The sequence below is a fragment of the Roseateles sp. GW821-FHT09G03 genome (assembly GCF_059416045.1).
Map to the genome: position 1 here is coordinate 84,476 of NZ_JBWKOK010000010.1, position 14,347 is coordinate 98,822.

Sequence of the window (14,347 nt, forward strand, 5' to 3'; positions counted from 1 at the left end):
CATTCGTTCATTCGTTCATTCGCCCGGCGCGATGGCGACCTGCCGGCGCGCTTCCTTGTGTTTCATCGCGACGTACTCGTCGAGCGACTGCTCGTGGAGCTGGCGCGCATAACGCTCGGTGGCCGCGAACCAGTCGCGCAGCCTCCGGTCGAGCCGCTGCTCGGGCGGCGCGGGCAGCGTGTCGAGGTAGGACTCGATCGCCAGGAAGTAGCGCATCGTGTTGCGCTCCGCGATGCCCTGGATGCCGCCGACGTAACGCGGCTGACCGTCCCCGTCGCGTCCGACGACGGTGAAGCCGACCTTGTCACGACCCGAGGTGGACAGGTAGGCGCTGGTGGCGACGCGCGCCGCGAGGTTGTTCATGTAGGCGTAGCGCAGCCGCACGAACGAGCGCTTCGCGTCGAGCGGCACCGCCTCGAAGGTCAGGCGGTAGTTGCTGGTGCCCATGGGGCCCTTGTTCGCGCTCATCTCGACGAGCAGGTACTGCGGCTGAGCCGCCAGGACCTGGAAGCGGAAATCGAGCGCGTAGGCGTCCTCGATGGGCTGGTCGAACTTGCGGCCGACGGCCATGTGCAGCGTCGCGCCCGGCGCCGGATCGTCCTCGACGGCGCAGCGCTTGACGTTGGCCGGCAGCGTCAGCAGTTCGCACCAGGCATCGGCGTTTCGAAGCGCGCCGGACAGCGCCCCGAACGGATGCTCGACGACGGCGTGCATCTCGCCGGTGGGCCGCTCCGTGTCGTCGGCGGAACTCAGCACGATGGGCTTCTGGAACGGGCTCTTCGACAGTTGCGGCGAGAGCTGGTCGTACTGCGCGCGCAGCCCGGCCCCTTGTTGCGCGGAGACTTCGGTCGCGATCAGCAGCAGGCCCAGCAGCACGGCCGCGTGGGCGAGCCAGAACAACGCGCCATGATGCGGTGCCGGGTGTTTCGACTGCCGGAACATCCGGCCGAGGTGCGGATGGGAAAGGTGCGGGAACGAACGCATGGCGAACTCCATCGCTGGCGCTAGGGCCGTTGATCCACCTTAAGACCGGGCGCGGAGACGGTCTGTCGGACAAGGCCGCGTCCCCTCGTGCTTCAACACCGCACTCGCGGTGTTGGGCGCCTGCCGGCGTTCACCTAGGATGCTCACCAGCCCGGCGCAGGCCGGGCAGGAGCCGCACAAGATGTTGGGAACGCGCCGGACACCGACGCGGCGTCGATGCGCGCCGACACGATCTTTCGGACGACGGCTGGGCGCGTGGGCGATCGCTTGCGCGGTGCTCGGTCCGCTGGCTGGCGTCGTGCTCGCGCAGGAAGAGGCGCCCGGCACGGCGACCGCCGAGGACGTCGACGCGCAGGACGGACTTGCCAGCGGGCTCAGCGCGGAGGAGGCACGTCGCCTGCTCGCCGAGCCGCTGCCCGATGCGCCTGACGCGCGTTATGCGCTGCTGCAACGGCAATGGCCGGCCGCGCGACGGATCGAGGACCGCGCCCGCCAGATCGAGATCGCGAAGGCGTTGATGACGCTGGGCCGCGGACGGCCCGACGGTGAGGGTTGGATCCGGCTCTACCTGATCACCGAGTACACCTGGGGCAGCTCCGGCACCGCGCTGGCGGCGTGCGAGCCGCTGTTGGCCGACCGGCAGCTCAGCCCGGCCGCGCGAGCGGGCGTCGCGCTGCGCCAGACCTACTTCCTGGCCAACGGCGGCCAGGACCGCAACGTGATGCTGCGTGCCTGGAGCCGGGCCGACGCGCTGGCCGCGGAGGCGCTCAAGCAGCAGCCAGGATTGCCGCTGACGATCGACCGGCTGCAGGTGCGCTCCGAGGTCGAGCGCCTGACCGGCGATGGCGCGGCGGCGGTCGCGACCTTGCGGCAGGCGGTCGCGCGCTCGCGGGAACTGCTCCGGACCGGCGGCGAATCGCGTGTCGCCCCGGACACGCTGCGGCAATGGCAAGGCTGGCTGGACGGCTCGCAGGGGATGCTGGTCTATGCGCTGGTCGCGCAGGGGCGCACGCGCGAGGCGGCCGACGTCGCGCAGGACAACCTGGCGCTGTGGCGGGCCGGTCAGCTCGAGGACGGTCCCGGTGCGCGCTGGCACTACCGCGCCGCGACGGCGCTCAACGCGTCGCAGCAGCACGAGGAGGCGCTGGCCGCCGCGCGGCAGTCGGAGTCGATGCTCGCCAAGGCGAATGCCTCGGCGGCGAGCCAGACGCGCTGGCTCGCGCGGCAGGAGATCGTGCGGGCGCTGCTCGGCCTCAAGCGCTGGGTCGAGGCCGACCAGGCCTATCGCCAGTTCCTCGAGGAGCTCGGTGGCGACGGCGTCGCCCGCAGCCGGGCGCAGGACAACCGGCTGAGCGCGCTGCTGGCGGCCAAGGCCGGCCGGCTCGACGAGGCGCTGGAGACAGCCGAGCGGACGCTGCGCTACCGCACGCGGATCTACGGCCAGGACCACCCGCAGACGCGCGAGAGCGCCGGCGTGCGCGCCGTCGTGCGGCTGCTGCGCGGCGACGCGGGCGGCGCGATGAGCGACTACGAGCAGCTCTTCGCCGCGACGCTGGATCGCAGCGACGGCTGGGTGGACCTGGACGCGCGCGGCTTCCGCGGTTTCGTGCTCGGACTGGCTTTCGACGAGTTCCTCGCGCATGCGGCGCGGCGCGCGGTCGCGGGCGAGACGCTGCCGCCGGCGATGGTCGATCGCGCGTTGCAGATCGCCGACCGGCGCAAGCTCGGCAGCACGCAACGCGCGCTGGCCGACAGCACGGCGCGCATGCTGGCGGCGACGCCTGAACTGCGCGGTCTGCTCGACCAGGAGCAGTCGCTGCGCAAGGCCGCGTCCGGCCAGTACAGCCAGGTGGCCGCCTTGATCGCGGAGGAGGACAAGCTGCGCAAGGAGTTGTCGGGCGAGGCGTTCAAGGCGCTGCCGAAGGAACAGCGCAAGCCGCGCGAGGACGCGCTGAAGGCGCTGCGCCAGCAACTGCTAGCGCAGCAGGGCGTGGCCGCCACGGCGCGCGAGTCGCTCGCGGCGCAGCGGCAGAAGGTGGCCGCGGCCTATCCCGCGTACGCGGACCTGATCACGCCGGCGACGCCCGGCGCGGTCGCGCTGAGCGGTCGGCTGCGCGCCGGCGAGGGACTGCTGGTGGTGCACGCGCTCGATGACCAGACGCTGGTCTGGCTGCTGCGCGCCGATGCGCCGGCGCAGTTCCGCGCAGTGCCGGAAGGCGCCACCGCGCTGGCCCGGCGTGTGAGGGCGCTGCGTCAGCGTCTCGATCTCAGCGCGATGCCGGCAGGGCGCGAGACGCCGCTGGCGCAGGCCTTGCCGGAGTTGCAGGCGCTCCATCGCGACCTGCTGGCGCCGCTCAACCGGCAGGGGATCCAGACGCTGATCGTCGCGGGCGACGGACCGCTGGCGGGCCTGCCGCTCGCGGCGCTCGTGACCGAGGCGCCCACCGCCGGACAGCCCGTGCCCTGGCTGCTGCGCCAACACGCGGTGGTGCAACTGCCGTCGGGCGCCTCGCTGCAGGCCTTGCGCCGCGCCGGTCCGCCGACCGCGGCGCCGAAGGCGCTTCTCGGTTTCGGCGATCCGGCGTTCGATCGCGGCGCCAGCGCGCCGACCTCGCCGGGCCCGCAGACATCGCGGACGCCGCAGACCCAGTCCGGCGCGAACGCGCGCCATCTGCTCGCGCCGACCCCCACGCGCGCCGCCGGCAGCTACGACGCGCAACTCGGCTTCCGTTACGCCGACATCCCGCCGCTGCCGGAGACGCGCGCGGAACTGCTCGCGATCGCGCGCACGCTCGGCGCCGATCCGGTCGCCGATCTGCGTCTGGGCGCTGCCGCCACACGAAGCGCCGTGCTGGCGATGCCGCTGGCCGACCGGCGCGTACTCGCCTTCGCGACGCACGGCCTGATGCCCGGCGAACTGCCGGGCATTTCGAAACCGGCGCTGGCGCTCGCGGCCGAAACGGACCCGGGCGCGTCGCCGTTGCTCGAGCTCGACGACGTGCTGACGCTGCGCATGAACGCGCAGTGGGTGCTGCTGTCCGCGTGCAACACGGCGGCCGGCGAGCAGGGCGGCGCGGCGATGTCGGGGCTGGTGCGCGGCTTCTTCTTCGCCGGGGCGCGGTCGGTGCTGGCGACGCATTGGGCGGTGGAGTCCGCTTCCGCCGCCGCGCTGACCAGCGCCGCGTTGCAGCCGGCCGACACGCGTGCCGGCGGCCTTCGCCGTGCGCAGCTTCAGTTGGCCGATGGCGGGGACGGGCAGGGCCGCTGGACGCATCCGTACTATTGGGCGGCCTACGCGCTGTTCGGCGACCCGGCGCAGTGATGATGGCGCCCGCCGCATCCCCCCGCGATGGGCGCACGAGAACGAGAACAAGCACGACCACGACCACGACGATGGCGACAACGATGACGACAACGATGAAACACGTGATGAGGGATGCCGCGCTGATCGCGGCGATGACGATGGTCTCGCTGGCCGCGCGGGCGCAGGCCTGCGAGGTCGCCGCGCTGGCGGGGGACGCGACGCGCGTCGTCGCCGGCCGGGCGCAGCCGCTGAAGCTCGGCGAGCCGGTGGGCGAGGGCGCCCAGCTGCGCACCGGCGACAGCGGCCGCGTGCGGCTGCGCTGCCCCGACGGGTCGAGCCTGGTCGTCGGCGACCGCAGCCAGCTGACGTTGACGAAGTTGAACCTCGGCACCGGCGGCACGCCCGGTTATGCGGACGGCGCTCGCGATGTATCGCTGCTGCTGGAACGCGGTCTGCTGGGACAGAAGGTCACGCCGTCGAGCTCGGGCAAGTGGGAAGTGCGCACCCCGTCGGCGGTGACCGCGGTGCGCGGCACCGAGTTCCTCGTGGAGGTCGGCGACAACGAGCAGACCTCGGTGCACGTGCAGTCCGGCCAGGTCGCCGTGCTGCCGGGACCGCGCGCGGCAGGCCGCACGCGTGGACTGGGGGCGCAGTTGCCGGTCGTCGTCGACCGCGCCGGCGGCACGGACTGCGAGGTGTCGCAAGGCTGCACCGCTGCGACGACGTGGCCGGCGGACCGGGTCCGCGCGGCGCTGGACCGTCTGTCGGGGGTCTGATGGCGTCGGGCATGAGTTCCCGCTCCCGGCAGCGCGGCGCCTTGCACTGGCCATCGCGCTGGGCCTGGGCGCAGATGATCGTCGCGCTGCTGGTCACGGCGGCTGTGGCGATGCTGTGGCTCTCGCGCTTCCAGGCGGGGCCGCTGGCGCGACTGGACGGCCTCGTCCAGGACGCGCAGGCGCAGTGGCGCGGCAGGCTCGCGCCGGGCACGACGTATCCGGTCACGCTGGTGCGGTTCGACGACGCCAGCGCCGCGCGCTTCGGTGGCATGGCCCCAGGTCGTCCGCTGTTGGCCGATGCGATCACGAAACTGCAGGCAGCCAAGCCGCGCCTGATCGCCGTCGACATGCTGCTGCTGGACGCGAAGCCGGACAGCGACGCGCTGCTCGCGGCCGCGATGCGCGGTGGCGCGCCGGTGCTGCTCCCGTTCGCGATGCCGCCGGGTGCCGGCGGTGCGAATGCGATCCCGGGCAGTGGCCCTGGCGGGGCCGCAGCCGGTGCCGCCTCGGCGCCTTCCGCCAGCGTGCCGCCGGGCCTGCTGGCGCAGGCTTTCATGCGCGCTGAAGGGGCACCGCGCAGCGCGCTGCTGCCCGAGCGCGCCGACGCCCCGCCGGAGCCGCTGCTGTCGGCGGCGAAGTCGCTCGGCCATGTCCAGGCGGAGCGCGAGGTCGACGGCACCCTGCGCCACGACCTGCCGGCCTTGCCGCTGGACGGCGAGGTCTATCCGTCGCTGGCCGTGCGCATCGCCGGCGACGCGATGCGCCAGCCGTGGTCCGAGGCCACGCTGCGTTGGAGCCGCGACCTGCGCTGGGGCTCCTTGCGCGTGCCGCTGGATCTGCTCTCGCGGCAGGGCGTCAACTACTACGGCCCGGCGGGTACCTTCCCGTCGGTGACGGTGGCCGACCTCGTCGACGGCAAGGTGCCCGAGGAAGCGCTGCGCAACCGCATCGTGATCATCGGCGTGTCGGCGCTGGGCGCCGGCGACCATTTCCCGAGTCCCTTCGACGCCGGCCTGCCCGGCATGGAGCGGCTCGCGACGGTCGTGGACAACCTCCTGACCGGCCGCACGCTGACGCGGCCGTCGTGGGCCTCGCTCGCCGAGCTGGCCGCGCTGCTGGCGCTGCCGCTGCTGTGCGCGTTGCTGCTGGCGCGCGGATCGTTGTGGCGCGGACTGCCGGTCGTGGTCCTGCTCGTCGGCGGCGGTCTCTACGCGGCGCAGTGGGCCTTCGAGGAAGAGCACCTGGTCCTGGCGCTCGCCTATCCGCTGCTGGCGGTGGCCGCGGCGAGCCTCGCCGCGTTGACGCTGCGTGCGCTCGCGGACCAGTCCCGCCGGCGCGAGGCACTCCGCCGCCTGACCGTGAGCGAGGAGCGTTATGCGCTGGCCGCGCTGGGCGCCAATGACGGGTTGTGGGACTGGGACATCGCCGCGGACCGGCTGGACGTGTCGGCGCGCTGGCTCGCGCTGATGGGCGACGCGCGGGCGCCGGACGAGACGCCGGGCGGCGCGAAGCGCCGCTTCTGGCATCGCGCGAAGCGGGGCGTCTCCTCCGACATGACGCGCGGCAGCATCGAACGCTTCACGCGACCGCTGGACGAGGCGGCGGCGGGGCTGTTCCGCGCCGATCTCGACGCGCACCTGCAAGGCCGGAGTTTCCAGTTCCACCATGTGCTGCACTTCGAGCAGGGCGGTCAGACGCGCGCGTTGCTGGCTCGCGGCGTGGCGGTGCGCGAGGAGGGCAAGCCGGTGCGCATGGCCGGCTCGCTGACCGACATCAGCGAGAACGAACGCCTGCAGGCGCAGGTCGCGCACGAGGCGCTGCACGACCGGCTCACGGGGCTGCCGAATCGCGCGCTGTTCGTCGAACTGCTCGCGCAACGGCTGGCCAATCCCACGCCCGGCGTGCCGATCGGCGTCGCGATGGTGGGCCTGGACGATTTCCGCGCGTTCAACGAGCGCCACGGCCTGATCGCCGGCGATGCCGTGCTGGTCGAGAGCGCGCGGCGACTGGCCGGCGGAACAGGTCGCACGGCGCGTGCCGGCCGCGTGGTCGCGCGCTTGGGCGCGGACCTGTTCGGCGTGCTCTTCGAGGCCCGCATCGAGGCTGGCGCGCTCGTCGATCGCGTGCCCGAGTGGGCGCTGGCGCGCATCGAGGAGCCCTTCCTGTTCGAGCACCTCGACGCGGGTCCGGGCGCGGAGGCGCTCGCGGCCGTCCCGGCGGTGCCGGTCAGTCCGGTGACGTCGGCCGCGCGCACCGGCGCGCATCGCCTGACCGCCTGCGCGGGCTGGGCGTTCACGGGGCAGGGCAACTTCAGTCCGGACGACCTGATGTCCGCCGCGGAAAGCGCGCTGGCTCGCGCCAAGGCGGCCGGCGCCGGCCACGCACGCCTCTTTGATCCGGCGCAGCAACTGGTCGAGCAGTCGCGGCGCTGGGTGAAGGAGAACATCGCGCGCGGCCTGGAGGCGGGCGAGTTCCAGCTGCATTACCAGCCCTTCGTGAGGCTGTCGGACCGTGCGCTGCTGGGCTTCGAGGCACTGATCCGCTGGAAGCATCCGACGCGTGGCATGGTGATGCCCGGCGACTTCATTCCCGTGGCCGAGGAGAGCGGCCAGATCGTCGAGATCGGCCGCTGGACGTTGATCGAGGCCGCCCTGCAACTGCGCCGCTGGCGCGAGATCGGCTTCAAGGGCGAGATCGCGGTCAACGTGTCGGGCGTGCAGCTGGAGCGGGACGACGAGTTGCTCAACGACGCGCGCAAGACGCTCAAGGCGCTCGGCGACGTGCCGGCGGCGCAGCTCAAGCTCGAGGTCACGGAGAGCATGGCGATGGCCAATCCGCAGCGCAGCGCCGAGGTGCTGCAGGAGCTCGCGCGGATGGGCTTCAAGCTCTCGATCGACGACTTCGGGACGGGGTACTCGTCGCTCGCCTACCTGCACCGTTTCCCGTTCGACACGCTGAAGATCGACCGGAGCTTCGTGATGCGACTGGGCGCCGGTCGCGAGTCGCGGGAGATCGTGCGGACCATCGTCGGCCTCGCCGACGCGCTCGGCAAGCAGACCCTGGCCGAAGGCGTCGAGGAGGAGACGCAGGCCGCGCTGCTGGAGGAACTCGGCGTGCAGGTGGCGCAGGGCTGGCTGTTCGCGAAGGCGCTGCCACCCGAGGACGCGAAGCGGCTCATCCAGACGGTGCCGTGGAAGAAGCCGGGCTGATTCACCGCCCGGGGCTGTCTGCCCGGCCTACGCGGACGCTTCCATCGTGCGCAGGGGCAACGCTGGCGCGGTCCCTGGGGCCCACAAGCGCAGCCACAACGCGGGTGCGAGATGCAGATCCGCGTCCACGGCGGCATCGATGGCGCGAAGCAGTTGGCGCGCCGCGTGCTGAGCCGACGGCGATCCCGATGACCTCAGCAGACGGTCCGACGTCGCGCCGTTGCGCATCAACTGCTTGAGCAGGCGTATCGCGTGGATGCGCTGCGGCGCGTGGCCGTCCGTGGCCAGGAAGGTCGTCAACCGGCCGGCGTCGAAGCGTGCCTCGCGCCACGACTCCAGGCGATGAAGCGCTGCCGGATCCGAGGCATGTTCACCCGGCGCGAGCCATCCCATCCGTCCCAGCAGCAGCGTCGAGACGGGCACCTCGCCCATCCGCCATTGCGCCTGTGCGTCCCAAGTGTCGGCCCCGGGGGCTTGTGCATCGCCGGGGCCTTCCGCGCCGCGGCCCGGCGTGTCCAGCCAGCTCAGCAGCGGCGCCGGTGACGGCGCCCGGTCCCAGATGCAGCCCTGTCCCAGGTCCGGGTACTTGTCCTTGCGGGCGATCGTGCCGTCGGCATTCAGCGAGAGCACCGCCACGGAGCCCGGCCGGCGATGCATGAAGTCGCCCTCGGCCGTGCGGACGTACTTTCGCCCTTGCACGTCGATGCCGTACGCGCCGCTCCGCACGCTGACCGTGATGTCTGTTCGGCCGTACTTCCTGGAGAGCTCGCGAACGACGTCGCCGCCGTAGTTCCCGTCGACCAGCGGAGAGTCCAGGAAGCAACTCACGAGACTCACATGCGACGGTGTTTCTGTCGTCTCGCCGTCCGGAGTCATCGTCTCCAGCACTCGGGAGAATTGCTGCACGAGATCTTCGGGCGTCATCCGGCTGATCGTCATCTCGCTCGCCTCGCCGCTCAGCGGCGTTGAGCCGCCGACGCAGGTCACGCGCAGCGGGCGTTGATCCTCCCCCGGTCGCCGCGCCAGAGGTCCGGAGTTTTCTGCTTCCCGCACCTTGCCGAGTCGGCTCAGCGACAGGAGTCGCGACGACGCCGCGTGCTTGGAGGCCAGGTCGGCCGCAGCCCCGCCATGGCCCCAGTGCTGAAAGATGACGCGACGGGCTGCGGAGATGCTCGCGTCGGCGGTCGTGGCCGACCGGTCGCCACGCAGGGGTTCCGTCTCGTATCCCAGACTGGCGCCGTCGCCCCGCACACCGTTCGGATCGAAATAGCTCAGCAGCGCGTGGAGTTCCTGCGGGGGGATATGACAGCGCCATCCCGTCCCATCCGTTTCCCGGCGCGCCAGCACGAGTTCCTCGACTCGCAGCACGTCGCCGTCCAGTTCGAAGGAGCGTGGCAGCTTGCAGTCGTCAGGCGCTTTCCAATGCCTGGCCTGACGAAGCACGTCGGTGAGACCGTCGATCAAGCCGGTGAGCGCCGCGGACTGACGAGCCTGATCTGCCGGCGATCCATCGCCGCGAGGTGTGAACCGCAGCGTCAACGACGCGCGGTGTGCGGCCCGGTCGAGCTGGGCGACGCCTGTCCCCCAGTCGATCCGGCCGGAGGTACCGAAATGGCGGCAGAGGTCCGTGAACGCTGCGGGCTCAGCCGGCGCCGCCGCCGCGGTCTCAGGATCGGCGTTCGCGATGGGGGAGGGAAGTTCTGTGATGCGCACGAGACGGGCTTTCAAACGGAAGGCCCATCAGTCGCGCTCGAACCACGGAGGTTCGGCTGATGCCCATCGTCCAGTCAACGAACACGCGGTGACCTGAGATCCATTCCCTTTCCCGGCACCCGCTGCGGCAGCGGTGGCGGCGAGCCGCGCCAGAGCGCTTCCCAGAGCGACACCGGCAGCATCAGGTCGTCGTCGAGCGCCAGCTTGAGCGTCAGCAGCAGATTCAGGGCGGCGGGCATCTGCGCCTTTGAAGCACTGCTTGCATCAGGTTGGCAGATCGTCGACATCGACAAGCCAGCCCGGAGCATCTGCCGGAGCAGACGAAGCGCCGCGATGCGCTCAGGCGCAGTGCCGCCGTCGATGAGTGCCATGAGCGCGTCCGGGGCGAAACGCAGTCGCAGGAATGCATCCGGCACGTCCAGGCGCCGGCCGTCATCGCGCCAGCCCATGCGCCGTAGCAGCGAGCGTTGCATCTCGACTTCGCCCAGGAGGAGCGGCAGGGTCGGTGGTGGAGGTGTCGAGGGTGACTTGCCAGGCAAGGGCTCCGGTCCGGGCGAGGTCCCTGCCGACGGACGAGCCGCCAAGCTCGATCGTTGATGAAGCCAGGCGATCAAGGAACTGGCGTCTTGCCCGGTGTCTCTCACGTGGGTCTGGCCGAGATCCGGGTACTTGTCGGCGCTTCGGATCGAGCCATCGTCCGCGCGCCAGAGCTTGACCGTGCCCCCGGGTGCCTTGTTCAGATAATCGCCGGCGGAACTGCGAACGAACTTCCGGCCGTCCAGATCGGGAACGGACGTCTGGACCACGTTGTGGCCGAATTCGAGCGTGCGCTCGCCGTTCTTGTTCAGCAGTGGGCGAGGACGCTGGCTCGCCACGCGGAAGCCGTCCCTGCGCAGGGAGGCGGTCATCGCCGGGGCGTCGAACAGCTCGACCGCGGTCTTCAGGAAGGACGTGCCGAAAGAAGGCTCCCCGATCTCGGGGTCGGATCGGAAGGCCTCCGACTCGTGGTGTGAACTGAGGATCGACACGTGCGTCGGGACGACTGGCGCGGTCGCGTCCATGTCGGCGATCTTGCCGAAGGCTGTCTTCAGCGCTCGCGCCAATGACGGCGCGTCGTAGTCGCCGGCCCGAGGCTGCGCCGAGCCTTCGTGCCGCGCTGAATCTCCCAGGACCATGGCACGGACCCGGCGCTCTGGCGCGGGTCCGGCGGGGGCCACGCGAGTGGCAGCGTCATCTCCCGCCGCCGCTGGTGACGCGTTCTCGTCACGCCGGATTTCCCGCAGCGCCATCTCGTCGAGCACTGGCGCCGGCTGACGGCTGAGGCGGAACAGCCGAGTCGGTTCCGCTCGCGAGTTCGCCAGCACCGTCGCGACATCCGCATCCCCCGCGATGTCGAACACCCATGTCTCATCGAACCGACCAGGCTTGCGCGTCGATGCCGGGGCCTGATGATCGAACGTCGGAAGGGGATACCGATCGACGCCATTGGCGGCGACCCATGTCGCATCCCGCGCCGGACGCTGCAACATCAAGTGTTGGATCTCGCCGACATCGGGACGCATGGCCCAGAAGGGTCCTTCGGGATCAGGCTTGGAGAGCCTTCGGCCGATCACGAAACGGTCGAACCGCAGCACGTCGCCGTCCAGGGTGACCGTCGACGGTATCGGCCACAGCGTGCACTGCCGATCGTAGACAGCGCGCAGGCTCAACGGGCCAGCAGCGCCTTGGAGCAACCGTGTGAAGGCTCGCGCGACCTTGTCGATCGCCTCGGGGTCTGTCGCCGACTCCGCCGGTGCGACGCACAGTTGCGTGCGCACGTCGCCTCGAGCATCGAGCAACTCCGCCACGCCCGCCTGCCAGTCGATCGGGACCCAGCCCGGATCGAAGCGGGGATCGCCATCGTCCCGACTGAGGGACCGCGTGATGGCCAGTTGTAGCTTTGTCAACTCGTGGACGGCCTGGGCACAGGCCCCGCTGAGCTTCCCGCGAATCGGTGGTCCTTCAGCGTCGACGCCGAAGTCGAAGTCGATGTCTGGATCCAACTCGACGTGCGCGGCCGGTGATGAAGCGGAGACGGTAGGCGGCATTCAGAACTCCTTGGAAAAGGGAGCCTGCGTGCTGAACCGACGCGATGATGTTCATTCGACGACGTCGATGGCCGAGAGTCGAACGCTGCGTACCGATCAGCGAACAGGTGCGCCCCGCACCTGCTCATCCGCTTCAACCTCTCAGGCCATGCCCTGGTGCCTCAGCAGCGCATCGATCTGCGGCTCGCGACCGCGGAAGGCCTTGAAGTTGTCCATCGCGTCGCGAACGCTGCCCATGGACAGGATCTCGTCGAGATAGCGCCGACCCGTCGCCGGGTTGAACACGCCTTCTTCCTCGAATGCGCTCCAGCAGTCGGCCGACAGCACCTCCGCCCACTTGTAGCTGTAGTAGCCCGCCGCATATCCGCCCGCGAAGATGTGCGAGAAGCTGTGCTGGAAGCGGTTGAATGTCGGCGGCGGCAGCACGGCGACCTCGCCGCGCACCTCGTCCAGCAACTCCTGCACGCGCGTCTCCGTGCCCGGCTCCGCGTGCAGGCGCATGTCGAAGAGCGAGAACTCGATCTGGCGCAAGGTCTGCAGCCCGGCCTGGAAGTTCTTCGCCGCCAGCATCTTGTCGAACAGCGCGCGCGGCAATGGCTCGCCGGTGTCCACGTGCGCGGACAACTGCTGGATCACTTCCCATTCCCAGCAGAAGTTCTCCATGAACTGGCTCGGCAACTCGACGGCGTCCCATTCGACGCCCGAGATGCCCGACACGCCCAGCTCCGACACGCGCGTCAGCAGATGGTGCAGGCCGTGGCCGCATTCGTGGAAGAGCGTCGTGACGTCGTCGTGCGTCAGCAGCGCCGGCTTGCCATCCGCGCCTTGCGGGAAGTTGCATACCAGGTGCGCGACGGGGATCTGCTCGGTGCCCGTGCCTGCCAGATCGGGCCGCGCCCAGCGGCTGCGGACCTCGTCCATCCAGGCGCCCGGCCGCTTGCCATTGCGCGCATAGAGGTCGAGGTAGACCTGACCGATCAGTCGGCCGTCGCGGCGCAGCTCGCAGAACTGCACCGACTCATGCCACACCGACGCCTGCGCCGGCACCAGTTGCACACCGAACAGGCGGTCGACGATGCGGAACAGCCCATCCAGCACGCGCGGCAGGGTCAGGTATTGACGCACCTCCTGGGCGGAGAACGCGTAGCGCGCCTCCTTCAGTTTCTCGGACACGAACGGCAGGTCCCAGGCCTGCAGGTCGTCCATGCGCAGCGCCGCGCTGGCAAAGTCGCGCAGTTCGTCGAGATCGCGCTGCGCATACGGACGGGCACGGCCGGCGAGGTCGCGCAGGAAGTCCAGCACCTGCGCGGGAGAAGTGGCCATCTTGGGCACCAGCGAGGCTTCGGCGAAGCTGGCGAAGCCCAGCAGGCGGGCTTCTTCCTGACGCAGCATCAGCAGTTCCTGCATCAGCGGGCCGTTGTCCCAGTCCGGCTTGTCGCCGAGCTCGCTGGCGCGCGTCACGTAGGCGCGGTACAGCCGCTCGCGCAGCGCGCGGTCCTCGGCATATTGCATCACCGGCATGTAGACGGGGAAGTGCAGCGTGAGCTTGTGCGTATCTGGATCGGTGCTGCCGTCCTTTTCCGCCGCGGCGCGCGCGTTGGCGATCACGTCCGCCGGCACGCCCTTCAGTTCGGAGGCCTTCGCGAGGTAACTCCAGCCGTCGGTGGCGTCCATCACGTGCTCGGAGAAGGCCTGGCCGAGTTCGGCGCTGCGTTCCTGGATCTTCGCGAAGCGCTCCTTGGCCTCGCCCTGCAACTCGGCGCCGGACAGCACGAAGTCGCGGATCGAGTGCTTCAGCAACTGGGCGCGTTCGGGCGTCAGGCCGGGCAGGGCGGCGATCGCCTTGTACTTGGCGTAGAGCGCCTCGTTGGCACCGAGCGCGGTGTAGAACTCGGTGACCGCGGGCAGCATGGCGTTGTAGGCCTCGCGCAGTGCAGGCGTGTTGGCGACCGCGTTCAGATGGCCCACGGCGCCCCAGGCGGTGCCCAGTCGCTCGGAGGCGATGTTCAGCGTGCGGGACAGGAAGTCGTAGTCGGCGGGGGCGTCGGGGGCCGTGACCTGGTCCAGGGCTTTCTGGGCCTCGGCCAGCAGCTCGGCAATGGCGGGCTGGATGTGCGAAGGATCGATCGCGGCGAAATCAGGCAGCGGCGCGGTGGAGAGCAGGGGGTTCGCTGCGGAGGGCGCGGCGGCGGTGGAGTCGGTCATGCAGGCCTCGTGAGTCTGACGAAATGCCGGGACAGTGTCTCAGCCTTTCGCGCGCGGTTGCGCGGGAGG

Annotated in this window: 7 protein-coding genes; 3 read left to right on the top strand and 4 right to left on the bottom strand. The window is 70.7% G+C overall.

Translation table 11 applies throughout. From position 1 onward, the window contains the following. Positions 1-15: 15 nt before the first annotated feature. Positions 16-984 carry a hypothetical protein gene (locus AC07OZ_RS27100; protein WP_495470147.1) on the bottom strand — a complete coding sequence of 323 codons (969 nt, stop codon included), beginning with the start codon at positions 982-984 and terminating at the stop codon, positions 16-18. Between the two features lie 181 nt (positions 985-1,165). Here AC07OZ_RS27100 and AC07OZ_RS27105 point away from each other — a divergent pair, with 181 nt between their 5' ends. From AC07OZ_RS27105 to AC07OZ_RS27115, 3 genes are all read left to right on the top strand, one after another. Continuing rightward, positions 1,166-4,306 (top strand): CHAT domain-containing protein, encoded by a 3,141-nt coding sequence (locus tag AC07OZ_RS27105; protein WP_495470148.1) that lies wholly within the window; start codon positions 1,166-1,168, stop codon positions 4,304-4,306. 83 nt (positions 4,307-4,389) lie between these two features. Then, positions 4,390-5,064, top strand: a complete 675-nt coding sequence (locus tag AC07OZ_RS27110; RefSeq protein WP_495470149.1) for a FecR family protein — start codon at positions 4,390-4,392, stop codon at positions 5,062-5,064. A gap of 11 nt (positions 5,065-5,075) precedes the next feature. Further along, positions 5,076-8,273, top strand: coding sequence for an EAL domain-containing protein (locus AC07OZ_RS27115; protein WP_495470150.1), 3,198 nt, complete (start codon positions 5,076-5,078; stop codon positions 8,271-8,273). A 27-nt stretch (positions 8,274-8,300) separates the two neighbouring features. Here the strand turns inward: AC07OZ_RS27115 and AC07OZ_RS27120 are convergent, their stop codons facing one another. The 3 genes from AC07OZ_RS27120 to AC07OZ_RS27130 form a co-directional block, all read right to left on the bottom strand. Then, a complete protein-coding gene (locus AC07OZ_RS27120; RefSeq protein ID WP_495470151.1) occupies positions 8,301-9,737 on the bottom strand; it encodes a C80 family cysteine peptidase in 1,437 nt (478 codons plus the stop codon). Positions 9,738-10,060: 323 nt separating this feature from the next. After that, the gene (locus tag AC07OZ_RS27125) at positions 10,061-12,073 is read right to left on the bottom strand and encodes a hypothetical protein (protein WP_495470152.1); all 2,013 of its coding nucleotides are present in this window, start codon (positions 12,071-12,073) and stop codon (positions 10,061-10,063) included. A 141-nt stretch (positions 12,074-12,214) separates the two neighbouring features. Next, positions 12,215-14,278 carry a M3 family metallopeptidase gene (locus tag AC07OZ_RS27130; RefSeq protein ID WP_495470153.1) on the bottom strand — a complete coding sequence of 688 codons (2,064 nt, stop codon included), beginning with the start codon at positions 14,276-14,278 and terminating at the stop codon, positions 12,215-12,217. Positions 14,279-14,347: the final 69 nt, after the last annotated feature.

What these genes read in the sequence shown, in the direction of transcription:
- AC07OZ_RS27130 (WP_495470153.1), bottom strand. Translation starts at nt 14,278, where the DNA reads ATGACCGACTCCACCGCCGCCGCGCCCTCCGCAGCGAACCCCCTGCTC.
- AC07OZ_RS27125 (WP_495470152.1), bottom strand. Translation starts at nt 12,073, where the DNA reads ATGCCGCCTACCGTCTCCGCTTCATCACCGGCCGCGCACGTCGAGTTG.
- AC07OZ_RS27100 (WP_495470147.1), bottom strand. Translation starts at nt 984, where the DNA reads ATGCGTTCGTTCCCGCACCTTTCCCATCCGCACCTCGGCCGGATGTTC.
- AC07OZ_RS27115 (WP_495470150.1), top strand. Translation starts at nt 5,076, where the DNA reads ATGAGTTCCCGCTCCCGGCAGCGCGGCGCCTTGCACTGGCCATCGCGC.
- AC07OZ_RS27110 (WP_495470149.1), top strand. Translation starts at nt 4,390, where the DNA reads ATGACGACAACGATGAAACACGTGATGAGGGATGCCGCGCTGATCGCG.
- AC07OZ_RS27105 (WP_495470148.1), top strand. Translation starts at nt 1,166, where the DNA reads ATGTTGGGAACGCGCCGGACACCGACGCGGCGTCGATGCGCGCCGACA.